Origin of the sequence: Pseudomonas sp. IT-P258, from assembly GCF_949767825.1 — a bacterium.
GTDB classification, from domain to species: domain Bacteria; phylum Pseudomonadota; class Gammaproteobacteria; order Pseudomonadales; family Pseudomonadaceae; genus Aquipseudomonas; species Aquipseudomonas monachiensis.
Genome location: NZ_CATKPU010000013.1, coordinates 41,541 through 66,760 on the forward strand (window position 1 = coordinate 41,541; position 25,220 = coordinate 66,760).

The 25,220-nt window shown below is 60.4% G+C and carries 24 protein-coding genes and 1 pseudogene; 10 read left to right on the top strand and 15 right to left on the bottom strand.

Annotation, left to right across the window (positions count from 1 at the left end):
- Nucleotides 1–78: 78 nt before the first annotated feature.
- Nucleotides 79–948 (bottom strand): isocitrate lyase/PEP mutase family protein, encoded by an 870-nt coding sequence (locus tag ACM6G4_RS02645; RefSeq protein ID WP_008052116.1) that lies wholly within the window; start codon nt 946–948, stop codon nt 79–81.
- On the opposite strand from ACM6G4_RS02645, the gene ACM6G4_RS02650 reads away from it, so the two are divergent.
- On the top strand, nt 949–1,071 hold the full coding sequence (locus tag ACM6G4_RS02650; RefSeq protein WP_263291688.1) for a hypothetical protein: 123 nt from the start codon (nt 949–951) through the stop codon (nt 1,069–1,071).
- Nucleotides 1,072–1,095: 24 nt separating this feature from the next.
- On the opposite strand, the gene astA is transcribed toward ACM6G4_RS02650, so the two are convergent.
- Both astA and ACM6G4_RS02660 read right to left on the bottom strand, forming a co-directional pair.
- A complete protein-coding gene (gene astA, locus ACM6G4_RS02655; RefSeq protein WP_414912981.1) occupies nt 1,096–2,130 on the bottom strand; it encodes an arginine N-succinyltransferase in 1,035 nt (344 codons plus the stop codon).
- A 49-nt stretch (nt 2,131–2,179) separates the two neighbouring features.
- Nucleotides 2,180–3,196, bottom strand: coding sequence for an arginine N-succinyltransferase (locus ACM6G4_RS02660; RefSeq protein ID WP_414912982.1), 1,017 nt, complete (start codon nt 3,194–3,196; stop codon nt 2,180–2,182).
- A gap of 560 nt (nt 3,197–3,756) precedes the next feature.
- Here ACM6G4_RS02660 and ACM6G4_RS02665 point away from each other — a divergent pair.
- Both ACM6G4_RS02665 and cobF read left to right on the top strand, forming a co-directional pair.
- Nucleotides 3,757–4,329 (top strand): histidine phosphatase family protein, encoded by a 573-nt coding sequence (locus ACM6G4_RS02665; RefSeq protein ID WP_414912983.1) that lies wholly within the window; start codon nt 3,757–3,759, stop codon nt 4,327–4,329.
- Entirely contained in the window at nt 4,329–5,084 is a 756-nt protein-coding gene (cobF, locus tag ACM6G4_RS02670; protein ID WP_414912984.1) for a precorrin-6A synthase (deacetylating), read from the top strand. The genes ACM6G4_RS02665 and cobF overlap by 1 nt, the downstream gene beginning before the upstream one ends.
- Nucleotides 5,085–5,233: 149 nt before the next feature.
- Here cobF and ftrA read toward each other — a convergent pair.
- Nucleotides 5,234–6,209: pseudogene (gene ftrA / locus ACM6G4_RS02675) on the bottom strand (transcriptional regulator FtrA).
- A gap of 101 nt (nt 6,210–6,310) precedes the next feature.
- On the opposite strand from ftrA, the gene ACM6G4_RS02680 reads away from it, so the two are divergent.
- Nucleotides 6,311–6,745, top strand: coding sequence for a rhodanese-like domain-containing protein (locus ACM6G4_RS02680; RefSeq protein ID WP_414912985.1), 435 nt, complete (start codon nt 6,311–6,313; stop codon nt 6,743–6,745).
- Between the two features lie 91 nt (nt 6,746–6,836).
- Here the strand turns inward: ACM6G4_RS02680 and ACM6G4_RS02685 are convergent, their stop codons facing one another.
- Nucleotides 6,837–7,475 carry a type 1 glutamine amidotransferase gene (locus ACM6G4_RS02685; protein WP_414912986.1) on the bottom strand — a complete coding sequence of 213 codons (639 nt, stop codon included), beginning with the start codon at nt 7,473–7,475 and terminating at the stop codon, nt 6,837–6,839.
- Nucleotides 7,476–7,761: 286 nt separating this feature from the next.
- Here ACM6G4_RS02685 and ACM6G4_RS02690 point away from each other — a divergent pair, with 286 nt between their 5' ends.
- The 3 genes from ACM6G4_RS02690 (at nt 7,762) to ACM6G4_RS02700 (ending at nt 10,688) form a co-directional block, all read left to right on the top strand.
- On the top strand, nt 7,762–8,541 hold the full coding sequence (locus tag ACM6G4_RS02690; RefSeq protein ID WP_046043258.1) for an ABC transporter substrate-binding protein: 780 nt from the start codon (nt 7,762–7,764) through the stop codon (nt 8,539–8,541).
- A 136-nt stretch (nt 8,542–8,677) separates the two neighbouring features.
- Nucleotides 8,678–9,790, top strand: coding sequence for a succinylglutamate desuccinylase/aspartoacylase family protein (locus tag ACM6G4_RS02695; RefSeq protein WP_409079304.1), 1,113 nt, complete (start codon nt 8,678–8,680; stop codon nt 9,788–9,790).
- A gap of 181 nt (nt 9,791–9,971) precedes the next feature.
- Nucleotides 9,972–10,688: an alpha/beta hydrolase gene (locus tag ACM6G4_RS02700; RefSeq protein WP_414912987.1), complete on the top strand. Its 717-nt coding sequence runs from the start codon at nt 9,972–9,974 to the stop codon at nt 10,686–10,688.
- A gap of 3 nt (nt 10,689–10,691) precedes the next feature.
- Here ACM6G4_RS02700 and ACM6G4_RS02705 read toward each other — a convergent pair whose 3' ends face one another.
- The 5 genes from ACM6G4_RS02705 to ACM6G4_RS02725 form a co-directional block, all read right to left on the bottom strand.
- A complete protein-coding gene (locus tag ACM6G4_RS02705; protein WP_056723641.1) occupies nt 10,692–11,258 on the bottom strand; it encodes a hypothetical protein in 567 nt (188 codons plus the stop codon).
- A 125-nt stretch (nt 11,259–11,383) separates the two neighbouring features.
- Complete coding sequence (locus tag ACM6G4_RS02710) at nt 11,384–12,178, bottom strand: hypothetical protein (protein ID WP_414913069.1); 795 nt, start codon at nt 12,176–12,178, stop codon at nt 11,384–11,386.
- Nucleotides 12,179–12,394: 216 nt separating this feature from the next.
- Entirely contained in the window at nt 12,395–13,576 is a 1,182-nt protein-coding gene (locus tag ACM6G4_RS02715; RefSeq protein WP_056723643.1) for an acetyl-CoA C-acetyltransferase, read from the bottom strand.
- Between the two features lie 11 nt (nt 13,577–13,587).
- The gene (locus tag ACM6G4_RS02720) at nt 13,588–14,253 is read right to left on the bottom strand and encodes a CoA transferase subunit B (protein WP_056723644.1); all 666 of its coding nucleotides are present in this window, start codon (nt 14,251–14,253) and stop codon (nt 13,588–13,590) included.
- A gap of 36 nt (nt 14,254–14,289) precedes the next feature.
- Complete coding sequence (locus ACM6G4_RS02725; protein ID WP_046043267.1) at nt 14,290–14,988, bottom strand: CoA transferase subunit A; 699 nt, start codon at nt 14,986–14,988, stop codon at nt 14,290–14,292.
- A gap of 210 nt (nt 14,989–15,198) precedes the next feature.
- On the opposite strand from ACM6G4_RS02725, the gene ACM6G4_RS02730 reads away from it, so the two are divergent.
- Entirely contained in the window at nt 15,199–16,101 is a 903-nt protein-coding gene (locus ACM6G4_RS02730; RefSeq protein WP_056723646.1) for a LysR family transcriptional regulator, read from the top strand.
- A gap of 114 nt (nt 16,102–16,215) precedes the next feature.
- On the opposite strand, the gene ACM6G4_RS02735 is transcribed toward ACM6G4_RS02730, so the two are convergent.
- The 5 genes from ACM6G4_RS02735 to ACM6G4_RS02755 form a co-directional block, all read right to left on the bottom strand.
- Entirely contained in the window at nt 16,216–17,058 is an 843-nt protein-coding gene (locus ACM6G4_RS02735) for an NAD-dependent protein deacetylase (protein ID WP_223542549.1), read from the bottom strand.
- Nucleotides 17,059–17,177: 119 nt separating this feature from the next.
- Complete coding sequence (locus ACM6G4_RS02740) at nt 17,178–18,224, bottom strand: class I SAM-dependent methyltransferase (protein ID WP_056723650.1); 1,047 nt, start codon at nt 18,222–18,224, stop codon at nt 17,178–17,180.
- Between the two features lie 212 nt (nt 18,225–18,436).
- Nucleotides 18,437–19,675 carry a hypothetical protein gene (locus ACM6G4_RS02745; RefSeq protein ID WP_414912988.1) on the bottom strand — a complete coding sequence of 413 codons (1,239 nt, stop codon included), beginning with the start codon at nt 19,673–19,675 and terminating at the stop codon, nt 18,437–18,439.
- A gap of 105 nt (nt 19,676–19,780) precedes the next feature.
- Nucleotides 19,781–20,302: a hypothetical protein gene (locus ACM6G4_RS02750; protein WP_414912989.1), complete on the bottom strand. Its 522-nt coding sequence runs from the start codon at nt 20,300–20,302 to the stop codon at nt 19,781–19,783.
- Nucleotides 20,299–22,902, bottom strand: coding sequence for a pesticin C-terminus-like muramidase (locus ACM6G4_RS02755; protein ID WP_414912990.1), 2,604 nt, complete (start codon nt 22,900–22,902; stop codon nt 20,299–20,301). Before ACM6G4_RS02755 ends, ACM6G4_RS02750 begins: the two co-directional genes overlap by 4 nt.
- Before the next feature lie 512 nt (nt 22,903–23,414).
- Between ACM6G4_RS02755 and ACM6G4_RS02760 the strand changes: the two genes are divergently transcribed.
- Together ACM6G4_RS02760 and ACM6G4_RS02765 are read left to right on the top strand one after the other, a co-directional pair.
- Nucleotides 23,415–24,245: a DUF692 domain-containing protein gene (locus ACM6G4_RS02760; RefSeq protein ID WP_414912991.1), complete on the top strand. Its 831-nt coding sequence runs from the start codon at nt 23,415–23,417 to the stop codon at nt 24,243–24,245.
- A 3-nt stretch (nt 24,246–24,248) separates the two neighbouring features.
- Complete coding sequence (locus tag ACM6G4_RS02765; RefSeq protein WP_413966572.1) at nt 24,249–25,004, top strand: DUF2063 domain-containing protein; 756 nt, start codon at nt 24,249–24,251, stop codon at nt 25,002–25,004.
- Nucleotides 25,005–25,220 lie beyond the last annotated feature (216 nt).

Genomic DNA, 25,220 nt, shown 5'->3' on the forward strand with positions numbered 1-25,220 from the left:
GTACTCACTCCGAATCCCTGTGGGAGCGGGCTTGCTCCGGGCGGCGATCCGACGAAGGCGGCGTGTCGGTTTAAACGGTCATTCCTTGACGCTCATGAATTCTTCCGCGAAGCGGATGTATTCCTCGGGTTGCGTGTAGGTGTGCGTCAGCTCGGTGGCGCTCAGGTCCGAGGTCTGGGTGAGGATCTGGCGTTGTTCGCGCAGGCTGTCGTAGGTCGCCTTGATCGCGGCGAAGTAGGCGCCATGGCCGTCGATGGTCACGCGCACACCCAATTCGGCCAGGCGCTTGTCATCGCGCAGCAGCGGGTTGCCATAGGTCACCAGCATCAGTGGCACGCTCAGGTGCTCGGCGATCTGCTCCAGATGGTCGAAGTCCTTGATGCCCACCATGCAGATCCCGTCGGCGCCGGCGCTCTGGTATTGCCGGGTGCGGCTGATGATTTCCTGCACCGGCAGAATCCCGGCATGGGTGCGGGCGATGATTGCCATTTCCGAATCGCAGCGGGCTTCGAGCGCCGCGCGGATCTTGCCGACGCCTTCGGCGACCGTGATCAGGTCGGTGGATTTGCGGCCGAACTGCGCGGGCAGCAGGGTGTCTTCGATGGTCAGCGCGGCGACGCCGGCCCGTTCGAGTTCGACGATGGTGCGCATGACGTTGAGTGCGTTGCCGTAGCCGTGGTCGGCGTCGGCGATCACCGGCAACTGGGCGACACGGCCGATGCGGGTGGCCTGTTCTGCGAATTCGCTGAGGGTGATCAGGGCAAAGTCGGGGGCGCCCAGCACTTGCAGCGAGGCGACCGAACCGCCGAGGATCCCGACTTCGAAGCCCAGGTCGGCGGCGATGCGGGCCGACATCGGGTCGAACACCGAGGCCGTGTGGTAGCAGGTGTCGGAGGCGAACAGTTGGCGAAAATTGCGGCGCAAGTCTTGATGGGAAAGCCTGGACATATGAGTTCCACCAATGGAATGGAATGGAAGGGCTTGAGCAAAAGTGTCAACGCCGAAGAGATAAAAGGCTATCACGCGCGCCAGGGGAGAATGATGACGAATTTGCTGGATCAGGCCGATTGACGTCGCAGCGATGGAACTGATAAGTCACGCCGCCACGGCCTGTTGCCGCTGGTCAAGCAGTGGTACGGCGCGCACCGAGTCTCCGGGTTGCAACTGCAGGCGCCTGGCGGTCAGGCGATCAACCACCAGGCTATTGCCCACCTGTCGGGCCGGGGCGCAGGTAATGCGACAGTTTTCCAGGCGGCGGTTGTGAATCAGCCAGAGGGGCGCTTTCTCGTCCGGCGAGCCGATGGCCAGTGACAGCGGCCGGCTGTCGCGCACGGTGCGGATCGCGGAAACCGGGGCTTCGATGACCGGCCCGCCGTCGAAGATATCGATGTAGCCCTTGTGGGCAAAACCCTCGGCGCTGAGGATTTTCAGGGCCGGTTCGGTATTGGGGTGGGCCTTGCCGATCACTGCCTGGGCCTGTTCGGTGAGCAGGCAAGTGTACAGCGGCTGGCGCGGCATCAGTTCGGCGATGAAGGATCTGTTGCCCTGCCCGGACAAGTGATCGGCGTGGCTGAAATCCATCTTGAAAAAGTGCCGGCCGAGGCTGTCCCAGAACGGCGAGCCGCCGCGTTCGTCGGCACTGCCGCGTAGTTCGGCGATGATCCGGTTGCCGAACAGCTGGGTAAACTCGGCCACAAATAACAGGCGCCCGAGGGAAAGCAAACGACCGTTGCTGCCCTGACGCTGATCGGGGCGCAGGTACAACGAGCAGATCTCCGATTGCCCGGTCAATTCATTGCTCAGGAACAGGGTCGGGATCTGGCGCTGGATGCCCAGGTCCACCGAAGCGCTGACTGTCAGTCCGACCCGGTAGTTGTACCAGGGCTCGCGCAGGCCAACACCACCCGTCAGGGCGCTGACGCCCATCACTTGTTGCTCGTCGTCCTCAAGCACGAATAGATAATCGGCATCGGCCCGATCGACCTGCCCGGCGAAGGTGCGTTGGGCCCAGCGAATCCGGTTGGCCAGGCGTTCTTCGTCGGCCGGCAGGCTGGTAAGCCCCGGAACGGCCTGACGCACCAGCGTGAACAGGGCGGGCAGGTCGGTGATCTGGACCGGACGAACAATCATGCGGTGGTTCCTTGTGCGCGTGTGCCCGGGCGTTGAATCTGCTGAGTGTTCACAGGGCAACCAGCCTGATGGGGCTGCCTTCGGTCACCTTCAGCGCCTCGCACATGGCGGTGTCCAGGGTCACGGGTTGCCCGGGGATGTAATCAAGATCGGCGACGATGGCCCGATAATCCTTCAGGGAATCGTTGCTCACCAGAAATCTGCCACGAGCATCGATCACCAGGCCAGGCTGGGTTACGCCGCACTGGCTGTGGGTGATGGAGCGAATGCCCGAGGTGCGCGCGAAGAGTGTCGGGCCGCCATCGAACAGATCGATGTAGCTGTTGGTTTCGAAGCCTTCCCGTTCGAGGATATCGAAGGCTTCCTGGCCATCGGGGTGGATGCTGCCGATGCAGTCCTGTGCCGCCTGGGGCAGCATGGGCACGTAGATCGGATACTGCGGCATCAGTTCGGCGAGAAAGCTGCGGTTTTGCAAGCCGCAAAGCCGTTCGGCCTCGATGTAGGGCAGGTCAAAGAAATGCTTGCCCACGGCGTCCCAAAATGGCGAGTGGCCTTCATCACTGCTGTAGCCGACGATCTCGGTGATCACCGTGTCGGAAAAACGCCGGGCGTGGGCGGCGACGAACAGCAGGCGCGCCCGCGACAGTAGTTCGGAATGCGCACTGCGCACACGCGCGGCATCGATATGGAAGCCCCGCAGCAAGGTGTGGCCACTGAGGTCGTGACACAACGACAGGGCCGGTACGCCGTGCTCGATGTTCAGCTCCCGCGAGGCGCTGGTGAAGTGCCGGTTGCGCAGGCTGTAGAACGGCTCGTCGAACCCCGCCGTGGCGAGGATTTCCGAGCAGCCGGCCAGGTGCCGTGTCGTCAGGTCTTCGAGTACAAAGAAATAGTTTTCCGCGCCGTGCGCCTCGATGTCCTTTTCGAACGAGGCACAGGAATCGAGGATTTTTTCGCGTAACCGTTCGCTATCGTCTGGCAGGGACGTGACGCCCACGAGGCTTTCACGTGCCAGCCTCTGCAACTGGGGCAGGTCGGCCAACTCGACTGGACGCAAGACCAGCATGGAGACACTCCTGTATCAAACGATTCGGCGATCGAGCCGAACCTGACTATCACTGTCGGTTTTTCCACACATTAAATCGGTGGTCGTCTGAACGTTGTCAGGCGCCACGCTTTTTCTTATCGAATATTTCCTGGGATCGACCGCATTAAACGAGGAACAGGCGGCTCGGCCGCAGGCGATGCCTGGCCAGGTGCTTTGAACGGGGGGGCGACAAAAGGCATCCGGGCTCCTGCTGGATGAACGTGGCAAGTGTTTTAACAGTCCGTTGAAAGGAGTATTTGATCATCGCGTACTGCCTGTCTAGTGAATTTTCATATGCTTTGCTCGTGCCCGAAAAAGCGGCGAAATGCCTGTGCCAAAGGGCTACGGCGATGTCGTAAAGTCTTGTAGGCGATTGCCTGCGTTGCGGTCAGCCATGACAGAAAATCCGGCAGGAAATGACTGAAGGAATCCGTTTCAAGCAGGAAAATTAAACACCCCCCGGGCCTGCTGTGTTGCGGCACAATTGCGCGATGGCGGTCACCTTACGCCCGTTCCTTTCCACCCCGGAGTGATTGCTGGTGCAGGCAACCCGTTTAACCCTGATTTGCCACGCGCGAACCGTCGCACAGAAATTGGCGCGTTTTCCTCTGGACGAACCTCTGGAGATGGATTGGCAAGCGCTCAGGCTGTCCCGTTGCAAACAGTTCAAGGGCGCTCCGCGTCTTGTCTGCGGCCCGGAGTTGCGCACCCGGCAAACCGCTGAACTGTTCGGCAGCGCACCGGAGATTGTCGACGCCTTGAGGGACTGCGACTTCGGGCGTTGGGGTGGTGTGCGCATCGGTGAGCTGCAAAAAACCGAAGCCCTGGTGCTCCAGGATTGGCTGGACGATCCGGCTTCGGCGCCCCACGGTGGTGAGTCGCGGGTGCAACTGGAGGAGCGGGTTGGCGCGTGGTTGACAACCTTGCAATCGACGCCGGGGCACATCGCTGCCGTTACCCATCCCTTTGTCATCCGTGCCGCGCTGACGCAGGTGTTGCAGGGGGCAGCGTCCAGCCTGATCGACGTCGAGCCCCTGTCGGCTGTCGAATTGCGGTTCCATGGTTGCTGGCGGCTGCGTTTGCCGGGCACCGACCCCGAGGACTTGCTGTGATGAAAAAACTCCTGGTCATCGGGATCGGTGCCGGCAACCCCGACTACATCACAATGCAAGCAGTGAAGGCGTTGAATCAGGTCGATGTTTTTTTTCTCATGGATAAGGGCCAGGACAAAGACAAACTCATCGATCTGCGCCGCGAAATCTGCTCACGCTACATCACCGGCCACGATTACCGTTTTGTCGAAGCCCACAGCCCTGAGCGCGAGCGCGGTGAGGTGGACTACAAGACCAGTGTCGACGACTTGAACCTGGCCAAGCAACAAACCTTCGAACGGCTGATCAACGAGGAACTTTCCGACAGCCAGTGCGGCGGTTTTCTGGTGTGGGGCGACCCCGCGTTGTACGACAGCACGATCCGTATCCTTCAGGCGATCCAGGCCTCTGGCGCCTGTGGGTTCGAGTTCGAGGTGATCCCCGGCATTACCAGCGTCCAGGCGTTGGCGGCCCGACACAAGGTGCCGCTCAACCAGATTGGCCGCTCCGTTGAAATCACCACCGGCCGGCGTCTGGCGGCAGGGCAGGTGAGCGATGCCGACAGCCTGGTGGTGATGCTCGATGCTCAGGATGCTTACCATCAGGTGGTGGATCAGGACACCGAGATTTACTGGGGGGCCTATCTGGGGACGCCGGATGAAATCCTGATCCGCGGCAAGCTCAAGGATGTGGCGGATGAAATCGAACGGGTGCGCAAGGCTGCAAGGCTGGCCAATGGCTGGATCATGGATACCTATCTGTTGCGCAAGCCTTGATCGGTCGGTGACCGGGCTGACGCCTTCGCGAGCAAGCCCGCTCCCACAGGGATCTGCTGCACTGCACAGTTGGTGTGAACAACACAAAAACCTGTGGGAGCGGCGATGCGGCGATCCGACTTGCTCGCGAAGGGGCCCTTGAGAACAGCTCAAGAAATAGCATTACTCCCACGCCCAAACCGCTCCCGATACACCGAAGGCGGTACGCCAACCACCGTTCGAAAGGCCACCCGGAAGCTTTCCACCGAACGATAACCACAACGTTCGGCAATCTGCTCGGTGTTCTGGTCGCTGCTTTCCAGCAGTTCGCGGGCGCGGCCCAGACGTTCGTGCTGTAACCAGGTTTTCGGTGACTGGCCGCTGGTTTCGGTGAAGCGACGCAGGAAGGTGCGTTCGCTCATGGCGGCTTCACTGGCCAGGTCGCGCACCTCCAGCGGCTCGTGCAAACGCTCACGTGCCCACTGCATGACGCGGGAAAGATCGCTACGCGGTGCAGGACTGACCGGCGTTGGAATGAATTGCGTCTGGCCACCGCTGCGTTGCGGCGACATGACCAGGCGCCTGGCCACGGAATTGGCCACCTGGGTGCCGAAATCCCGTGCCACCAGGTGCAGGCAGGCATCGATGCCTGCCGCGCTGCCGGCGGAGGTGATCAATTGGCCGGAATCGACATACAGCACGTCCGGGTCCACGAGGATGCCGGGAAAGCGCTCGGCCAGTTCCGAGGTATAGCGCCAATGCGTGGTCGCGCCGTGCCCGTCGAGCAACCCGGTGGCGGCGAGGACGAAAACACCGGAGCAGATCGACAGCAACCGCCCCCCCCCGGGCATGGGCCTGGCGCAGGGCGGCGATCAGTTCCGCCGGCACCGTGGCGCTACGGTCGCGCCAACCGGGAATGATGATGGTGCGGGCATTGGCGAGCAATTCCATGCCGCCATCGGCCAGTACCTGGATGCCGCCCATGGCACGCATCGGGCCTTGATCGACCGCGACGATACAATGCTCGTACCACGGAAAATCGAATTCAGGCCGTGGCAGGCCGAAGATCTCCACGGCAATGCCGAACTCGAAGGTGCAGAGGCCGTCGTAGGCCAGAATCGCGACCGTTCCTGGGGTGGGGTGCATTTGGCGGAAAGTTCCCGGTAGGTGTCTTGTACGCCACTGTAGCCGCAAGCGGCTGGCGGATAAAGTCTTCCCACACCCACCGCTTCTTTGGAGTAGAGCCCATGACCAGCCTGGTCCGCGAAATCCCCGCCGCCCCTTCGGCCATCGCCCTGATGCATTTCAGCAACCGTCTGACCTTCGAAACCGATTGTTCCGACGTCCACGGCAGCCAGCAGGCTGGCGAAGTCGATTTCATTCTGGTGGATGTTCGTGGCCCTCTGGCGTTCGAACGCGGGCATGTACCGGGAGCGATCAACATTCCCGGGCGCTTGCTGAATGCCGAAGGTTTGGCGGGTTATCCGAAAAACAGCCTGTTCGTGGTGTATTGCGCCGGGCCTCACTGCAACGGTGCCAACAAGGCGGCGGTGAAACTGGCGGCCCTGGGTTATCCGGTCAAGGAGATGATCGGCGGCGTGACCGGATGGCTGGATGAAGGGTTTGAGTTGAGTGCCGCGGTGCGGCGGCAAACCAGCCGCGTGGTCGGTTGCGAGTGTTGATGTAACCGAAAAGATCGCAGGCTGCGCCAGCTCCTACATTGGATTGCGTTGCCTGTAGGAGCTGGCGCAGCCTGCGATCTTTTGATCTGCATTATTCATTTCCCGCCGCCCACCACTCATCCAGTGTCGCCTGCAACCACGCCAACACATCGGCGTAGGCCGCATCGTCCTGCGGCTCCCGAGGCAACGGCGACTCATCGCCAAAGTGCGCATTGAGCATGGCCACCGACTCGGCGTTCCACTCCGGATGAAACTGCAGCCCCAACCGCGTCGGCCCGGCGCGGTACATCTGCTGCACGCAGTGCGCGCTGCTGGCCAACAGCTGCGCGGCAGGCGGCAGGTCGATGGCGTCTTCGTGCCACTCCAGCACCTTCAGCGTTTGCCCATCGATAAAGCTCACGTTGGTCCATCCGGTTTCGGTCCGGTCCATCCGCCGTACATTCCCGCCCAGGCTCAACCCCAGCAACTGTGCCCCCAGGCAAATGGCAAAGACAGCCGCGTCCTGATCCAGCGTGCCTCTGAGCCATTGCCGTTCGGCTTCCAGCCAGGCCGGGCCGGCATTGGACTCATAAGGCCCGCCCAACAGGATCACCGGATCGGCGCTGACCGGCGGCAATTGGCCGAGGTCGGCGCGAAACACCTTCAGCGTCAACCCTCGGGATTCGGCCCAGATGCCGATGGCGCCCGGACCTTCGGCGGGGTGGTGCTGGATCAGGTTCAACGTGGGCATCAAGCTACTCTCGATGGGACACAAGGGCGCTCAATGTGCCGCAAAACACCGGGCATAGCCAGTCGACCCGTTCTGTCGGATGACGCCTGAAAACCTGGTCATGGCGCACTCACCTCGACGCCTCCCTCCGGCTGCCACTTTTCTGTAAATATTTGTCGCCTCGGCGTAATTTGCCCTCCTGTAGCCGCTCTAGACTGCCGGCCACTTCGGCTCCCGCTCACAAAGCGATGACCGAACGCTGCCAATCGAAGCTGCCAATAAAAGCCTCCGCACACAGGAGTTATAAATGAAGAAGCTAGTGATGTTCGGTGCCCTGGCACTGTCGATGTTGTCCCTGACCGCCGTGGCCGAAGACGCCAAGCCGATCCGCATCGGTATCGAAGCCGGCTACCCGCCATTCTCGATGAAAACCCCTGACGGCAAACTCACCGGTTTCGACGTGGATATCGGCGATGCGCTGTGCGAGCAGATGAAAGTCAAGTGCACCTGGGTCGAGCAAGAGTTCGACGGTTTGATCCCGGCGCTGAAGGTCAAGAAAATCGACGCCATCCTGTCGTCCATGACCATCACTGACGACCGCAAGAAGAACGTCGATTTCACCATCAAGTACTACCACACCCCGGCACGCTTCGTGATGAAGGAAGGCACCGACGTCAAGGACCCGCTGACCGAGCTCAAGGGCAAGAAAGTCGGTGTGCTGCGCGCCAGTACCCACGACCGCTTCGCCACTGAAGTGCTGCAACCGGCGGGCATTGTCCTGGTGCGCTACGGCTCCCAGCAGGAAGCCAACCTGGACATGGTCTCCGGCCGCATTGACGCGCTGCTGGCCGACTCGGTCAACCTGGACGACGGTTTCCTGAAAACCGACGCCGGTAAAGGTTTTGCCTTCGTTGGCCCTGAGTACAACGATCCGAAATACTTCGGTGGCGGCGCCGGCATTGCCGTGCGCAAGGGTGATACCGCCCTGGCCGAGAAATTCAACACAGCGATCACCGAAATCCGCGCCAACGGCAAGTACAAGCAAGTGCAGGACAAGTATTTCAAGTTTGACGTTTACGGCGAGTAATCCAACCGTTTGGAAAAGTGGCAACCGTCAGACGCGGTTGCCATTTTTTTTGTGCTTCTTCTATTGAAACGAGATACCTGTGGGAGCGAGCAAGCCCGCTCCCACAATGGTGACCTTGCTATTCAGGAGTATTTCCATGCAACGCATCGACCACAAACTGCCCTGGAGCCACTTGGGCAGCGAGCGCACCCTCAGCGTGTTTCGTTATGGCGCGGGCACGCGCAAGGTGTACATCCAGGCCAGCCTGCACGCCGACGAATTGCCGGGCATGCGCACCGCCTGGGAGTTGAAGAAACGCCTGACCGAACTGGAACAACTGGGACAATTGAAGGGGGTGATCGAACTGGTGCCGGTGGCCAATCCCATTGGCCTCGACCAGCACTTGCAAGGCAGCCACCTGGGGCGCTTCGAGCTCGGCAGCGGCAAGAACTTCAACCGTTCGTTCGTCGAACTCAGTGCGCCGGTGGCCGAGTTGATCGGTGATCGCCTGGGCTCCGACGCCCAGGCCAACATCGCGCTGATTCGCCAGGCCATGGGCGAGGTCCTCGACGGCTTGCCGGCAGCGCCATCGCAGCTGGAAGCCATGCACCGCCTGTTGCTGCGCCATGCCTGCGACGCCGACATCACCCTCGACCTGCATTGCGATTTCGACGCTGCGATCCACATCTATGCGTTGCCGCAGCACTGGCCGCAGTGGCAATCCCTGGCGGCGCGTTTGAAGGCCGGTGTGGCGTTGTTGTGTGAAGACTCCGGCGGCAGTTCGTTCGATGAGTCCTGCTCTTCGCCATGGTTGCGCCTGGCCAGGGCGTTCCCGGCGGCGGCGATTCCACCGGCCAACCTGGCGACCACCCTGGAACTGGGCAGCATGGGCGACACTCGGGTCGACCAGGCCCAGGCCAATTGCGAGGCCATTCTCGGGTTCCTCGCCGAGCAAGGATTCATCTCCGGCACCTGGCCGGCGGCACCGGCTGAATGCTGTGAGGGCATGCCATTCGAAGGCACCCAATACCTGTTCGCCCCGCATCACGGCGTGGTCAGTTTCCTGCGTGAAGCCGGGGAATGGGTGGAGAAGGGCGATGCGCTGTTCGAGGTGGTCGACCCGTTGAACGACAAGGTCACCACCGTGCAGGCCGGCACCAGCGGTGTGCTGTTCGCCATCGACCGTGGGCGCTACACCCACCCAGGCAGTTGGCAGGCGAAGGTCGCCGGGCGCGAGCCGATTCGGGTGGGCAAGTTGATCAACGACTGATTCAGAAATTTCGCAGGCTGTTCGGGCCTCTTCGCGGGCAAGCCCGCTCCCACAGGGTTTACGCGATTCTTGTGGGAGCGGGCTTGCTCGCGAAGGCGGCATCCGCCACGCCCGAGATGTTCCTGCCTACTGACCAGTGTTAGGCTCTTCCCCGAATCCTGCATTCAGTGAAGGAAGACCCATGTTGAAGATGCTCGCGCTGCTCACGCTCCTGCTATCCACCGCTGTCCACGCTCAAACCCCTCTGCAAACCGATTTGCCGCTCAAGTACCTGGCGCAGGCCAGTGCCGATTCGAACCATCAACCCATGGTGATTTTCCTCCACGGTTACGGCAGTAACGAGCAGGACCTGTTCGGTATCAAGGATGACTTGCCCGCGTCCTACACCTTCCTGTCGGTGCGGGCGCCGATGGTGATGCAGGAGGGTAGTTACCAGTGGTTTCGCAAGAAGGGTGAAGGGGCCTACAACGGCGAGACCGATGATCTGAAGGCCAGTGGCCAGTTGCTGCTGGACTTCGTCGCACAGGCCACGAAGAAATATCACACCGAACCCGAGAAGGTGTTCCTGGTCGGTTTCAGCCAGGGTGCGATCATGTCCTACGAAACAGGCCTGCGCCATCCCGAGGCGTTCGGTGGGATCGCTGCGTTGAGCGGGCGGATTCTGCCGGTGCTCAAGTCCGAGCTCCAACCGGATGAAAAACGCCAGTCCCTGGCGATTTTCATCGGTCATGGCGAGCAGGACAAACGCCTGCCATTGAGCGACGGCACCGAAGCCAACAGCCTGCTGCAGAGCGTGTCACTCGAACCCGAGTTTCACGCCTACCCCGGTGTCGGTCACAGTATCAGCGCCGACGAGATACAGGACTTGAGCGCCTGGTTGCAGCGCCTCAACCCCTGAGATTCATTTTCCGCTGACGATCTGTTTGATCAGGGTTTCGTGGGCCGCCATGTCGCCTGGGCGGGAAATCACCTGGATCACCGCCATGCGAGTGCCGGATGCGGCCATCAGCGTGGTGGTGAGGGTCATGCCACCGCCCTGCGTGGCAGTGCCGTCGATCTGGCGCAGGCCCAGCCCGGTTGTACGGGTCAGCGCTTTCTCGCTGAGCTTGTTGTAGTCGGGCAGGGATTTGTGTTGCGCCGCTTCGAAATCGGCCGCGGTGCCGTCGAGGAACCCGCCGTCGTTGTCCTTGACGCTGACACCGTTGGGCAGGGTGTTTTCGGCGGCGATCACCACGGTCTTGGTGGTCTCGTTACTGTACAGGGTGCCGCTGGCACCGTCCGGGCTGGCCGGCAGCGGGTTGGCGATGAAACCCTTGGGCAGGTTGAAGGTGAACTTGCTGCCGAGCATCGAGACTTTGTGGGCGGGCGCAGCACTGGACGTGGCCTTGGCGGCCTGCGCATTCAAAGCCCCAAGGCCGGTAGCGGCGGCCAGCAGCAGGACAAGGGCTTTCTTACTCAACAATGACATCGGGATCTCCAGGGATGGGCGCGCAGTGGGGGCGATCATCCCATGGAGGTTGCGATGCATTCCAGTGTGCTCTACTCAGCGGTCGCTGGGGCGGGCATCATCCTGGCCCGATGACCTGATGCAGCTTAGCGTTTGATGACTGCTCCCTCGGTGTCCGTCACCGGGCCAACCGGCCGCGCCAGCAGGCGTTTGGTCACGCCCAGCATGGCCACCGATACCGCGACTCCCAGCACAAAAGCGTTCATTCCCATCGTTGGCAGGGCCAGCGCCAACACCAGGCAGAAGGCGGCGAACGAGTACATGCCGGTGGCGGTGGCGCGCAGCAACGCGGCGGTAAAGGCCGGGCCACGGGTTTGCTGGGAGAACACCGCCATCACGCTGCCCAATACCGGGAACACCGCCAGCAGGCCGCTCCAGCGGTCGCCAACGGTGCTGGCCAACAGCGTGACAACCAGGGTGAGCAATGCACCGGCCATCATGCGCAACAGGAGCTTGTCGGATTTCGGTGCCGGGCCACTGAGCACCGGTTGCACGGTGGGGGACAGGTACGGTGCGGCGAGCAGCGCGGTGGCGGCGGCGCACACCGAGAACACCAGGGAGGCCGGGATCAGCGACAGGACAACCGCCACCAGTGCCCAGACCGAGAGCGAGATCACCAGCGCCAGCGGCCATCCGGCCCGTTGTGCGACCTGGGCGTAGGTCACGCAGAACGCAATCATCGCGAACATGGCTGACAGCGCGGCAGTGGCCGATTGCGCGGCGAACGCCTGGCCTTGTTCGAGGGCGAGGAACAACAGGATCGGCCCGACCACCACCGGCAACCCCGACAACCAACCGGCCACGCTCGGCCCCCAGCGTTTGCCAGCCAGGGAAATCAGTAGCAGGAAGCCTGGGATCAACAGCAACTTGAGGATCAACACGCGCACGTCTCCGACCTGTGTGAGGTGGCAACGGTAGCATTGCATCGGGTGGATTGCTTTATATGTTCGCGAGTTTTGTATACAAAATTCAAACCCGCTGGAAATGAAAAACCCAGGCAAAAAAGAACCCGGTGCGACTTGCATCGCACCGGGTGTTTTTCCAGACAGATCACGGATCTTCGTGGGTCCCCGCGCCGTCTGTTGAACGCTGTTGGCTTACGCCCTTTCGAGCGCCAGCGCTACGCCCTGACCACCACCGATACACAGGGTGGCGAGGCCTTTTTTGGCGTCACGCTTGAGCATTTCATGCAGCAGGGTCACCAGCACGCGGCAACCCGAGGCACCGATCGGGTGACCCAGGGCAATGGCGCCGCCGTTGACGTTGACCTTGTTCAAGTCCCATTCCAGGTCCTTGGCCACCGCCAGCGATTGCGCGGCGAAGGCTTCGTTGGCTTCAATCAGCTCAAGCTGGTCGATGTTCCAGCCGGCCTTGTCCAGGCAGCGGCGGGTGGCCGACACCGGGCCGATGCCCATGATCGCCGGGTCGACACCCGCGTTGGCGTAGGCGGCGATTTTTGCAAGGACCGGCAGGCCCAGGGCCTTGGCCTTTTCGGCGCTCATCAGGATCACGGCCGCGGCACCGTCGTTCAGCGACGAAGCGTTGCCGGCGGTCACCGAGCCGTCCTTCTTGAAGGCGGCTTTGAGTTTGCCCAGGGATTCGGCGGTGGTGCCGGCCCGTGGCTGTTCGTCGGTGGCGAAGGACAGCGGATCGCCCTTGCGCTGCGGGATCAGGATCGGGGTGATTTCATCGACAAAGCGCCCGGCTTCGATGGCGGCCACGGCTTTCTGCTGCGAGGCGGCGGCGAATGCGTCCTGCTGCTCGCGAGTCAGGCTGTATTTCTCGACCAGGTTCTCGGCGGTGATGCCCATGTGGTAATCGTTGAACGCGTCCCACAGGCCATCGCTGATCATGGTGTCGACGATTTGCCCGTTGCCCATGCGCAGGCCGGTGCGGGCACCGGGCATGACGTAGTTGGCCAGGCTCATGTTTTCCTGGCCACCGGCGATGATCACCTCGGCGTCGCCGCAGCGAATCGCCTGGGCGCCCAGGTGCAGTGCTTTAAGACCGGAGCCGCAGACCTTGTTCAGGGTCATGGCCGGTACGGCGAAGGGCAGGCCGGCCTTGATCGCGGCCTGGCGCGCAGGGTTTTGCCCGGCGCCGGCTGTCAGCACCTGGCCCATGATCACTTCATCGACCTGCGCAGGATCCAGGCCGGTTTGCGCCAGCAACTGACGGATCACCGCAGCGCCCAGGTCAACCGCGGACACATTGGCCAGGGATCCCTGGAAGCTGCCGATCGCGGTGCGCGTGGCGGCAACAATGACGACTTCTTGCATGGAATGATTCCTCACTGGGCAGCGAACTGCATTTCCGGCACGTGGTCCGGTACGATCAGCTTACCGGCAGTCTTGGCGACGATCTCTTCGACGCTGACACCCGGCGCACGTTCTTTGAGAATGAACGCGCCGTTTTCGATTTCCAGGTAGGCCAGGTCGGTCAGCACACGCTTGATGCACCCGGCGCCGGTCAGCGGCAGGCTGCATTGGTCCAGCAGCTTGGACTCACCATCCTTGGAGGCGTGGGTCATGATGACGATAATGTTGTCGGCGCCGGCCACCAGGTCCATCGCGCCGCCCATGCCCTTGACCAGTTTGCCGGGGATCATCCACGAGGCGATGTTGCCTTGCACGTCCACTTCAAAGGCGCCCAGCACGGTCAGGTCGACATGACCACCGCGGATCATCGCGAAGGACTCGGCGGAGGAGAAAATCGACGCGCCGGTACGGGCGGTCACGGTTTGCTTGCCGGCGTTGATCATGTCGGCATCGATGGTTTCTTCAGTAGGAAACGGACCCATGCCCAGCAGGCCGTTTTCCGACTGCAGCATGACTTCCATGCCTTCGGGGATGTAGTTGGCGACCAGGGTCGGAATGCCGATGCCCAGGTTCACGTAGAAGCCGTCCTGCATTTCGCGGGCGACGCGTTGAGCCATTTGTTCGCGGGAAAGTGCCATTGTCGTTATTCCTTCATTCGGTCCGGGGGCAGGGGATCACTTACGCACGGTGCGCTGTTCGATGCGCTTCTCGAACGTGCCGCAGATGATCCGGTCGACGTAGATGCCAGGGGTGTGGATCTGCGCCGGGTCCAGCTCGCCGGGTTCAACGATTTCTTCGACTTCGACCACGGTGATCTTGCCGGCGGTGGCCGCCAGCGGGTTGAAGTTCTGCGCGGTGTGGCGATAGATCACGTTACCGAAATGGTCGGCTTTCCAGCCTTTGACGATGGCGAAGTCGCCGGTGATGGATTCTTCCATCAGGTACTTGCGGCCATGGAATTCGCGCACTTCCTTGCCTTCGGCGACCGGGGTGCCAACGCCGGTGGCGGTGAAGAAGGCCGGGATGCCGGCGCCGCCTGCGCGCATTTTTTCAGCGAGGGTGCCTTGCGGGGTCAGGGTGACTTCGATTTCGCCCTTGAGCAGTTGCTCTTCGAACAGCTTGTTTTCGCCGACGTAGGACGCCACCACTTTGCTGATCTGGCGGTCCGTCAGCAGTACGCCGAGGCCGAAACCGTCGACGCCGCAGTTGTTGGAAACCACGGTGAGATCGCGGGTGCCCTTGCGCTTGATCTCGTTGATCAGGTTTTCCGGGATCCCGCACAGGCCGAAGCCGCCTGCGATCACGGTCATGCCGTCTTCAAGACCTGCCAGAGCTTCCTCGTAGGAACTCACACGCTTGTCGAAACCTGCCATATGCACCTCTTTTATTCTTTGTGGGCGGCTGGCTAGCCGAATGGGATGGAGTGTCTCGCTGGAGTATTCATTTGTTAAGTTGATTTTTAAGGTTAATTAATAGATAAAACTCAACAATCTGTAGGGGCTGCCGTAGGCTGCGATCTTTTGGATCAAGATCAAAAGATCGCAGCCTTCGGCAGCTCCTACAATAGCCGGGAGAAATCGAGTATGACCGTCAAGCAGATCCGCGCCTTTCTGGCCGTGGCCCAGAGCCTGAGCTTTGCCGTGGCCTGCGAGCGCCTGCACCTGTCGCAATCGGCCTTGAGCCTGACCATCAAGGCGCTGGAGGAGGGCCTGGGCGGGCGCTTGTTCACCCGCACCACGCGCAATGTGGCGCTCACCGCCGAAGGCGAATCCCTGGTGCCGCTGGCGCGCCGGTTGATCGCCGACTGGGACAATGCCGAGGATGAGTTGCGCCAGCGCTTTACCTTGCAGCGCGGTCGCGTGACCCTGGCGGCGATGCCATCGTTCGCCGGCAACCTGCTGCCGCCGATCCTCAAGACCTTCCGCGCCCGTTATCCGAATGTCAACGTGACGGTCAATGACGTGATCAACGAGCAAGTGCTGGAAATGGTCCGGGACCGCCAGGTGGAACTGGGGGTGGCGTTCGAGCCGACCCAGAGTTCGTCGCTGCAGTTCACGCCGTTGTACATCGACCGCTTCGTCGCGGTGGTGCCCCTGGATTCGGCGCTGGCCGAACTCGATGACATCGACTGGCAGACCCTGCTCAAGGAACCGTTCATTACCTTGCAGCGTCCGTCGACGGTGCGGGTGATGCTCGAAGAACACTTGCAGGCCCGCGGCATGAAGCTGCCGGTGGAGTTTGAAAGCCATCAACTGGCGACGGTCGGGCGCATGGTCGCCAGTGGCCTGGGCGTGAGCGCGGTGCCGGCCTTGTGTGCCGGACAGATGCGTGAGTTGGGGGCGCGTTGCATCACCTTGCGCGACCCGGTGGTGGAGCGCGCGCTGGGGGTGCTGACGTTGCCGGGCGGCGAGTTGTCGGCGGCGGCGCAGGCGTTGTTTGATGTGCTCAAAGAGGAAAACCTTGGGCAACGTTTCTCCACGAACTGATCACATTACCTGTGGGAGCGGGCTTGCTCGCGAAAGCGGTGGGTCAGGCAAAAAAGATGTTGGATGTGCCGCCCTCTTCGCGAGCAAGCCCGCTCCCACAGGGTACTGTGTTGATCAGGAAGAGAGGCGTTCGGCCAATATTGGCAACAACCGCTCGCACGACCCCTCGATCTTCAAATCCAGCATCTCATCGGCCCGGGTCTTGCCCAGGTTGATCGCAATCAACGGCTTGCCCTGGTCCACCACCACCCGACACAAGCGAAACGCCGAGTAGGCCATCAACGACGAGCCAATCACCAACAGCCCGGCAGCCTGTTCGACGGCGGCCATCGCCTTGGCCGCCGTGGCCTGTGCGACGTTCTCGCCAAAAAATACCACGTCCGGCTTCATCCGTTCCCCGGCGCAATGTGGGCAGCGGGGGACCTGGAAGCGTGCCTCGAAGGCCGGGTCGAGCAAGGTGTCGCCATCCGGCGCCTGCACTGCGTCGACGCCGGCCAGGTACGGGTTCTGTGTTTCCATCAGGTGCTGGATCGAATCGCGTTCACTACGCTGGCCGCAATCCAGGCACAACACCCGGTGCAGACTGCCGTGGAGTTCGATCACGTCGTGGCTGCCGGCCTGATCGTGCAGGGTGTCAACGTTCTGGGTGATCAACCCGCTGATCTGCCGCGTGCCTTGCAAGCGGGCGAGGGTGTCGTGGGCCACGTTCGGTTGTGCCATTCGCACCCTCGGCCAGCCGAGCATCGCCCGCGCCCAATAGCGCCGCCGGGACTCCGGGGCCGAGAGAAACTCCTGGTACATCATCGGCTGTCGGCCACGCCGCACGCCCTGGCTGTCGCGATAATCCGGGATGCCCGAGGACGTGCTGATACCGGCCCCGGTCAGCACGGCAAACGGTTGATCCGCCATGAGCTGATGGAGGCGATCGAGTTGGTCACGGGTCTGGCGGTCGAGCATGCCGGGAAACCTGTAGGAGCGAGCCTGTTCGCGATGGAGTGTCAGTCGACATCAATATAGCTGACACACCATCGTCGGACCGCCCGGAGCAAGCTCGCGCCTACAGATGACGGCGAGGATTATTTACGCGCCTCCAGAATCAGGTTGAACGGCGTTTCCGTGGCCCGGCGAAAACGAGTGAAGCCGGCCTCGCTGAACACCTTGCGCAAGCGTGCTTCACCGGCCTGGGCACCGAGGCCGAGGCCAACTTCCTGGGACAGCGAGTTGGGCGTGCAGATGAAGGTCGATGCCGCGTAGAACAGGCGTCCGACCGGGTTGACGTTGTCGTCGAGCAAGTCGTTGGCGTAGGGCTCGACCAGCAGCACCGTGCCGTCGTCCTTCAGCGACTCATAGGCGTGTTTGGCCGCACCCACCGGGTCGCCCATGTCGTGCAGGCAGTCGAAGTAGCAGATCAGGTCGTAATCGCTGCCGGGGTAACTTTTCGCCGTGCCCTGGAAGAACCTGGCCCGGCTGGATACACCCCCTTCTTCGGCCCGCTGGGTGGCAACGGTGACGGACGGTGCGTGGTAGTCGAAGCCGACGAAGCGCGAATCCGGAAACGCCTGGGCCATGATCACCGTCGAGGCGCCATGGCCGCAGCCGATGTCCGCCACTTTGGCCCCGGCTTCCAGTTTGGCCACCACGCCGTCGAGGGCCGGCAACCATTCGGCGACCAGATGGGCTTTGTAGCCGGGGCGGAAGAAGCGTTCGGTGCCGCTGAACATGCACGGGTGGTGATCGCCCCAAGGCAGGGCGCCGTCGCCGCGCATGGCGCTGACCAGTTTGTCCTTGTCATGGAAAAACGACGCGACCACGCCAATCCCACCCGCCACATAAACCGGTGAGTCTTCGTTTGCCAACGCCATGGCTTGCTCTTCGGGGAGCCGGAACTGGCCGTCACGGTGTTCCATGTAGCCGGAGGCTGCATGGGCGCTGAGCCATTCGCGCAGCAGGCGGGTGTTGCAGCCGGTTTTCTCGGCAAGGGTTTCGGGGGTGATGGGCTGACTGTCGGCCATCGCCCGGTACAGGCCGAGCTCTTCGCCAAGGATGACGTTGGCGAGCATCGCCGCGCCGCCCATGTCATTCACCAGTTTGCCCATGAAATCGTTGAGTCTGGCCTCGTCCATCATGTGTGCTCCTTTAACAGGATCACGGTCCAGAGGCATTGTCTGGCGAGGCGTTCGCCGCTGGGCGGTGGTCGTGGGGATGTACAGGGCACCAAGCGGGCCCTGTGTGCAGTAAGTTTAGTCCGGGGGCTGTGTGTTGCTTTTTCTCGCGACGAAAGTCCTTGGTGGCGGCAGTTTCTGGTTCGACACAAAACCTTGTCGAGTCGAAACACCTATCGAGTCGTCTTGAGTTCATTGACCACTACAGGCATCAAAACCGTGCCCCATAGACCATCGGTAGCATCGCGCCCACTAAAAATGAAGTGCGGCCCGGTGCCACGCTGTACTGTTTGCGTCGCAGCGGCAATCGCCATCCAAGGTGAGGCGCACCCTGGGAAGCCCAGCGATGCATCGAGGTTGCATACGCCTGGTTTAGTGCTCCCCATTGGAACGCCAGTCATTACGCTTGCAATATCGGCCTGTCGCTGCGAATCGATACCCACTCGCCACACCTGCTCAATTGATTTCGCATCCACCGGTACCCAATCGAGGGCTTGGCGCGTGGCATAAAACAGATCATCGGTGGTCGGTTTGCGCTCTTGTTCCGGACGGTGAAGGTAGGCGATGGGCGGTAAAGTTGCTTGCGTAAGTCGGTTGCCAAATAACAGCCCAACAGCAACTTCTGCCGTGCCTTCAGGTTGTTGCGGAGCAAATTGCAGGGCGACAACCAGTAACAACGCCTGATCGCGGACACGATGGTCGAGCCAATGATCCAGCGCGGCCAAGCCACCGACCTCTAGGGAGGTTGAGGATTGGCGAATACCAGATTCGCGCCAGGCTCTTCGCCACACCCGACGCCATTGCTCCTCCGGCAAGCCGGTGTCGATTTCCAGTAAGAGAGCCAGTGGTTGATCGTCGGATAGTTGGGCCAACATGGGTGCCAAATCGGCGAGCACTGACTTCAATATACGCAGCAGCGTTCGCCTGGAATCTCCATCGCTACCGCTGGAGAGGAGGGTGTGCCGCGATATTGTTCCGCCCTGTCTCGATGGCTGCGATTTTAAAGGTGTAACGCCATCCAGTAGTTTATCAAGTTGCTGAGTCGGAGGTTCCCCTGGAGCTCGAAGTGCGGTGTACAGGCTCGCAACCAATACTTGCTGTGAGCGTCGACCCTGACGGACTCTAAGGCTCATGTCCTTTTCGCGAGCCTCATCCCAGCCATCGGCAGCAGAATGTTCGCCGACGTGAAACAATAGACGCCCGAAGCCCAGCACGCACCAGCCCAGGAAGGGAATACCGATAGCCGGGAACCAAAACTCAGCAGGCCGCTGAAGAGAGGCTTCATCGCTAAACATCACTCCCCCTCCAATGCCCAGCAACAAGAACAATACCAACAGACTGAACCATAACCAGGCACGTGGTGGTTCAGGACGTAGCGCAGGACTGGGGATTTTATCAAGTCTAATGGGCATTACTATACTAAGCTCCTCTGGCATTAGAGCAATTATCAATAGCCAGAGCTTTTAAATCTGCCTCCGGATATCGTTGTAATATTTTTGGAATCTCAGTTTCAATGTTCATTTTGGTGAACTACATTGCTGGCTTTTGCTTACCTTGCTTGCAATAGAAAATCGCAGCCCATCAATATCTGCGTGCGCTCCGCATACGCCTAAACCAAGAACGGTCGGGTCTATTCCTTCCGAAGCAACTTCCAGAAAATTTCCTCTTCGCTTAACCAGCACCTGACCAGCCTGAGACTTATATACAAGCTCTGAGCCAGTCGCTTCCATCACCCATGAAAACGAGCAAACATGCTGATAGGCTTGTGTACTATTGAGTTCCACCTGAAAACCCAGGGCAGTTGCCCTTATGCTAAGACAATCGTTGAATTTTTCGGTGCAGTTTGCGCTGCCATCCAATGACGTGCACAGCTCGCTTTTTTCGAGATAAAGCCCAACCCAATCATTTACAGACGTTTGTTTTTCCGCTCCTACAATTGCGCCTGATATTTCCTGATCAGAAAAATCTCCCGCCTCAGCAAAAGAAAAAAAGATAGCTAGCGACTTAATTAACAACCCTGAAAAAAATAATGACCTCACTCTCTAGCCCTCAAATACCTAGCTCTATTACGACCTGATTCATACTGGGTTAACTCTTGAGTGTCTTGGATGTAATTTGCTAACGAGTCTCGGTTGTTTTCCGAAATATACGGCATCTGCCTACTCCAAATGCTTCCTTGTTGATATGTAAGATCAACAGCTATATCTCTCACCCGCTTATCAAGACTTTCCCATTTAGGTATATTGGACGCAGCAGCGGAGTTGTATTGTCGCTGCGCCGCAACTTCGTATCGCGGGTACACAACATCTTCAAATAAAATTCTTTGCGCCGCTTGCGAGATAGCCCCAAATGCGTCTCTATTCAAATTTACGAAATCTCGAGCGGCTTGACCTGACAGGCCGGCACCACGAGAGAATTTTTCAACGGAAATAGTATCTACTCCCGCGGCAATCAGGTCTGATGCAACCGACTGCGGTGTCCGATGACGCATGTCATAACCGCGCCCCAACGTCACTCCCGAAGCACCTCCCGGCCAATGCAATCGCCTACTAAAATAAGGACTGTTCGGAATATCATTCCCTTCCGCATCGAACGTCACTTGGCCTCGCTCGACGATTAAATCGTTTTGACGTCGATGAATGCCGAAAAGGCTAGTCAACCCTATGGGATGAAAGTGATACACCTCCCCATGCCCCGGAAGCCCACCCCGCTTCGCCACCTCATTCCACCAACTCAACTGCCTGATTCGCCGCTTCTCCTCAAACCAATTCAAGTTTGGAGTCGAGCCGCTATGGCCGAGCAGCTCATCCAGCCGATCCCATTTGCCTTCCTTGTAATACCACTCGCTGTCACAACAAACGATCAGTTGCGAAATCGCCTGCGCGTGGGCCGGCAGCCTGAGTGCTGCTCGCAGTTCTTCAGCCGTTATCCGGCCATCGCCGTTGCGGTCGATAATGTCGTACAACCGCTTCTTCAACGGCCCCGTGTCACCCTCATCCGCCATTGGGCCGAAACGTTCAAGTTGCGACTCGCTCAGTTTTTTCATGGTACGAAGGAAAGATGCCAGGAACTCCTGGGGAACGTCGTATTCGTAGATGAAGTCGTAGCCTTCCCATGCCCACGGACTGACCCATTGCGTGACTCCGATTTCTTCGCGCACCCAGCCGTGTAGCGGAGTGTTATTGGCGTCGTGCAGCAGTCCTTCCAGGTGATACCAGTTACATGTATTGCGGGTAGGGGTCGCGGGTATTTGCCGTTTGTGACTAGCCGGCAATTTGTCGAGCAGGGTTTTGGGGACGAGCAAGTTGGCAGCGCTGACCGGGCTGGAAGCCCTCGCTGCTTCCAATTGCCCCGCGGTGAGATTGCCCTCCGGCGAAACTACGGGCGTACCCTCGGCCAGCTTGAGCCAGGTTTTGTCTTTTTCCGGCAGGTGCTTAGCCCAGTCCCGACAGGCTTCGATAAACAATTCAACGTCGTCGCCGCTGAAGGTTTCCAAGTGCAGCTTTTCTTCCAACTGGCCTGCGCCGTTGTCGTGATACAGGCCGAGATGGCCGATCAGATCGCCCGCCCCGACTGCGACGGGGGTATCGAGCACGACTACTTGATCAATTGCCTCAGGCTCGATGGCGTTTTCCAGCGAGTCGAATTGCACATATTGGTTAATGTGTTCGAGTTTGCGAAATTCGCCTGTGCCACTGACCGTGACCTCCGCTCCAACCGGCAACGAAAAAATTACATTGTCAGCAGCAATGAACGGATCAGCGCGCACGTTGACCCGTGGCTCGGATGACCGGACTCGGGTCTCTTTGCGGTCCGGTTCCCAGAGCACTCTGGCAGCGATGTAACCCCTGATCGAACCATCGGGATTGAGCAAGGCGGCCGGCCCCAAAGTGTTTTCCAGCTTGCGAAATTGCCCAGTGCCACTGATGGTCACCTCGGCGCCTCGAGGCAGAAGGTCGATCGCTTGGCCATGCCATTTGTGACTCACGTTCAATCCTCGCTGTTCAGGTTGCTCAGGGAGGCGGTCATTCACGGCCTGTTTGACGCGATGTGTTGGGCGTTCGGGCCAGAAGCCCGGGCGAGCGAGGGTGGAATCCCGATACACCGCCCAGTCCTGCAGGTGCATGTACAAGCTGAAGAAAGTCAGGCTCGGCGGTGTATTCGGGCTGCCCTCGATCCTGGGTGCTTGCAAGTGATGGCGTACCAGCACGAAATTGCGCGAGAAGGAGTTCTCGGACGCCTGCTGGTTGGCGATGTAGGTCGTTTTCGGTGAATGGGTGTCAATGCGGTAGGCCACCACTTCGCCGTCGGCGAGGCAGTGCACGCTGGATTGTTTCAGGGTACCGGCGGTGCCACTGTCGAAATGCACACCGCCGTGCCACAGCCCGCCGCGCCCGAGGGGGTAGTAACCGGCATTGGCATTTGCCAGGTGGGTCAGTTGCTCCAATGGGTTACGGCTGTCCTTGAACGGATGGCACCAGTTTTTCAGTGGTTGCAGTGCCCCCGCTGGCTCAGAGTCCTCAGGCAGAGCAGGCGCCTCGGTAATGGCCGCGGGAATCTGCATGGCAGATCTATTTAATCCTGCCTTTCGACCAAATGAAGACTCGGTGCCAAAAAACCAGATGAGCAAGTCGCGCATGCTGTGTTCACTCCTTGTGTGACAGCTCTAGGGGGGGAATCAGTGCGTATGGCCGCGCCCTCCTGGGCTGTACGGGGACGGTCAGGTAGAGCCGTATTTGCATGCTGGCGCCAAAGGTCAGGAGCTTTGGCTAAGCGGACTTGGTTTTAAATAGGACGTTTTCGCGGAGCTCGTAGGAGGATTCCGGATCTGAGGTGTTCTTGATCTGTAAGGAAGTTCTCTTGCTGGGTAGATGCCAGGCGGGGCCCGCTTTTTTGATCCTGTCGGGCTGTTCGAAGAGGGCTTCCTTCGGACCGCTGTATAGGCTTGCAGGGCCCTTCGCGAGCTGGCTCCCACAGATATCGGCAGTACCTGCAAAGATCGTGTGTATCCCACTGTATCCAGAACCTTTTTGACACAGTGACCTCTTATTCCGCCCCCAGCCGAACACAGTCCCGATACACCCCTTCGATTAACTGTGTCTCAAGGCGGGCGCCGGCTCGCGTCGTTGAATATCTTGTGAGATCGACACCATGCAGACCTCCATTCCCCCCGTAGCCAAGGCCAGCGCAGGCCTTGGCCTGCGTCGCGGTTTACTCAAAGACCTGCAAGCGGCCCCGGCCGGCCATTTCAACTTTCTGGAAGTTGCACCGGAAAACTGGATCGGCATCGGCGGTGCCCACGGTGCGGCATTGCGCGCCCTGGCCGAACGCTATCCGTTGTCCTGTCATGGCCTGTCGCTGTCCCTCGGCGGGCCGTCGCCGCTGGACGTCGAGTTCTTGCAGGAAGTCCGGGGGTTTCTCGACCACTACAACGTGCCGCTGTACAGCGAACACCTGAGTTACTGCAGCGATGACGGTCACCTGTACGACCTGCTGCCGCTGCCGTTCACCGAAGAAGCGGTGCACCACGTCGCCGCGCGTATCCGTCAGGCCCAGGACATCCTCGGCCGGCGCCTGGCGGTGGAAAACGTCTCCTACTATGCCGCTCCCCAACAGGACATGGACGAGGTGACGTTCACCAATGCGGTATTGCGCGAGGCCGATTGCGACCTGTTGCTGGACGTCAACAACGTGTACGTCAACTCGATCAACCACGGTTTCGATCCGCGGGCGTTTCTCGCGGGCATCGATTCGGGCCGGGTGGTGGCGATGCACATTGCCGGGCATTTCGACGAGTCCGATACCTTGAAGATCGATACCCATGGTGCTTCGGTCAAACCGGCGGTGTGGTCGTTGCTGGCCCAGGCTTATGCCCGGTTTGGCGCACAACCGACCTTGCTGGAGCGTGATTTCAACTTTCCCGTATTCGCGGAGCTGGTGGCGGAATTGCAGACCATTCGCCGGCTGCAACAGGAGGTTTGAACCGTGGAGAAGCAATCGTTGCATCAGCAGCAAAGCACCATGGGCCAATACCTGCGTGATCCCGAGCGTTTCGCGCCACCGGCCGAAATGGACGCTGCCCGGGCGCAGGTGTATCGCGATCTGGTGTTTGCCAATCTGTCGTCCTTGCTCAGTGGCACTTTTCCGGTGCTGGTGAAGATTCTGGGCAATGAGCACTGGCGTTCGCTGGTGCGGATTTTTCTGCGGGACTACCGCGCCCGCACGCCGAAGTTTGGTGAGATTGCTGAGGAGTTTGTCGGGTTTCTCGCGGCCGGGCCTCAGGCGTTGAGCGATGGGCCGTGGCCGCCGTTCATGGTGGAGCTGGCGCATTACGAGTGGGTGGAAATGGCCTTGCAACAATCCGACGCCGAGCCTCTGGTTGGCGGTGATGCCGCGTTGCTGCTGGATCGGCCCTTGGGGGTGTCGCCGTTGGCCTGGCCGTTGGCTTATGCCTGGCCGGTGCAGCAGGTGGGGCCGGATTATCAGCCGGACGTTTTACCTGCTCAGCCGACTTTGTTGCTGGTGCGTCGTGCCGAGGATTGGAGTGTGAGGTTTTCTGAGTTGAGTCCGTTGGCGTGGCGGTTGTTGCTGCGTATTCGTGAGTTTCCGGAGTTGACCGGGCATGAGCAGTTGCAAGGATTGGCGGTGGAGGCGGGGATGGTGGGGGATTCGGGGTTTCTGGTGGGTGGGTTGGCGTTGTTGCGGCAGATGCATGGGGAGGGGGTTGTTGGGGGTGTTTGATCTGCTTTGACCTTGGCGGCCTTTGGGCCGACCAGGTTCTTGGTTGATTGAGTACATATCCGTTGCTGCGGTAACGGCGGCTGGCGGTTTCGCCCTTACGGCGAGTCCCTTTGGCAAACGCCCCAAAGGAACCAAAGGTCTCGCCCCTTACGTACGGCCCCTCGCTAAGGCTCGGGGTTCCTTCGCTGCGGTATTCATCCGGGGGCATTGCCCTCC

What these genes read in the sequence shown, in the direction of transcription:
- ACM6G4_RS02645 (WP_008052116.1), bottom strand. Translation starts at nt 948, where the DNA reads ATGTCCAGGCTTTCCCATCAAGACTTGCGCCGCAATTTTCGCCAACTG.
- ACM6G4_RS02650 (WP_263291688.1), top strand. Translation starts at nt 949, where the DNA reads ATGAGTTCCACCAATGGAATGGAATGGAAGGGCTTGAGCAAAAGTGTC.
- astA (WP_414912981.1), bottom strand. Translation starts at nt 2,130, where the DNA reads ATGATTGTTCGTCCGGTCCAGATCACCGACCTGCCCGCCCTGTTCACG.
- ACM6G4_RS02660 (WP_414912982.1), bottom strand. Translation starts at nt 3,196, where the DNA reads ATGCTGGTCTTGCGTCCAGTCGAGTTGGCCGACCTGCCCCAGTTGCAG.
- cobF (WP_414912984.1), top strand. Translation starts at nt 4,329, where the DNA reads ATGAAAAAACTCCTGGTCATCGGGATCGGTGCCGGCAACCCCGACTAC.
- ACM6G4_RS02680 (WP_414912985.1), top strand. Translation starts at nt 6,311, where the DNA reads ATGACCAGCCTGGTCCGCGAAATCCCCGCCGCCCCTTCGGCCATCGCC.
- ACM6G4_RS02685 (WP_414912986.1), bottom strand. Translation starts at nt 7,475, where the DNA reads ATGCCCACGTTGAACCTGATCCAGCACCACCCCGCCGAAGGTCCGGGC.
- ACM6G4_RS02690 (WP_046043258.1), top strand. Translation starts at nt 7,762, where the DNA reads ATGAAGAAGCTAGTGATGTTCGGTGCCCTGGCACTGTCGATGTTGTCC.
- ACM6G4_RS02695 (WP_409079304.1), top strand. Translation starts at nt 8,678, where the DNA reads ATGCAACGCATCGACCACAAACTGCCCTGGAGCCACTTGGGCAGCGAG.
- ACM6G4_RS02700 (WP_414912987.1), top strand. Translation starts at nt 9,972, where the DNA reads ATGTTGAAGATGCTCGCGCTGCTCACGCTCCTGCTATCCACCGCTGTC.
- ACM6G4_RS02705 (WP_056723641.1), bottom strand. Translation starts at nt 11,258, where the DNA reads ATGTCATTGTTGAGTAAGAAAGCCCTTGTCCTGCTGCTGGCCGCCGCT.
- ACM6G4_RS02715 (WP_056723643.1), bottom strand. Translation starts at nt 13,576, where the DNA reads ATGCAAGAAGTCGTCATTGTTGCCGCCACGCGCACCGCGATCGGCAGC.
- ACM6G4_RS02720 (WP_056723644.1), bottom strand. Translation starts at nt 14,253, where the DNA reads ATGGCACTTTCCCGCGAACAAATGGCTCAACGCGTCGCCCGCGAAATG.
- ACM6G4_RS02725 (WP_046043267.1), bottom strand. Translation starts at nt 14,988, where the DNA reads ATGGCAGGTTTCGACAAGCGTGTGAGTTCCTACGAGGAAGCTCTGGCA.
- ACM6G4_RS02730 (WP_056723646.1), top strand. Translation starts at nt 15,199, where the DNA reads ATGACCGTCAAGCAGATCCGCGCCTTTCTGGCCGTGGCCCAGAGCCTG.
- ACM6G4_RS02735 (WP_223542549.1), bottom strand. Translation starts at nt 17,058, where the DNA reads ATGCTCGACCGCCAGACCCGTGACCAACTCGATCGCCTCCATCAGCTC.
- ACM6G4_RS02740 (WP_056723650.1), bottom strand. Translation starts at nt 18,224, where the DNA reads ATGGACGAGGCCAGACTCAACGATTTCATGGGCAAACTGGTGAATGAC.
- ACM6G4_RS02745 (WP_414912988.1), bottom strand. Translation starts at nt 19,675, where the DNA reads ATGCCCATTAGACTTGATAAAATCCCCAGTCCTGCGCTACGTCCTGAA.
- ACM6G4_RS02755 (WP_414912990.1), bottom strand. Translation starts at nt 22,902, where the DNA reads ATGCGCGACTTGCTCATCTGGTTTTTTGGCACCGAGTCTTCATTTGGT.
- ACM6G4_RS02760 (WP_414912991.1), top strand. Translation starts at nt 23,415, where the DNA reads ATGCAGACCTCCATTCCCCCCGTAGCCAAGGCCAGCGCAGGCCTTGGC.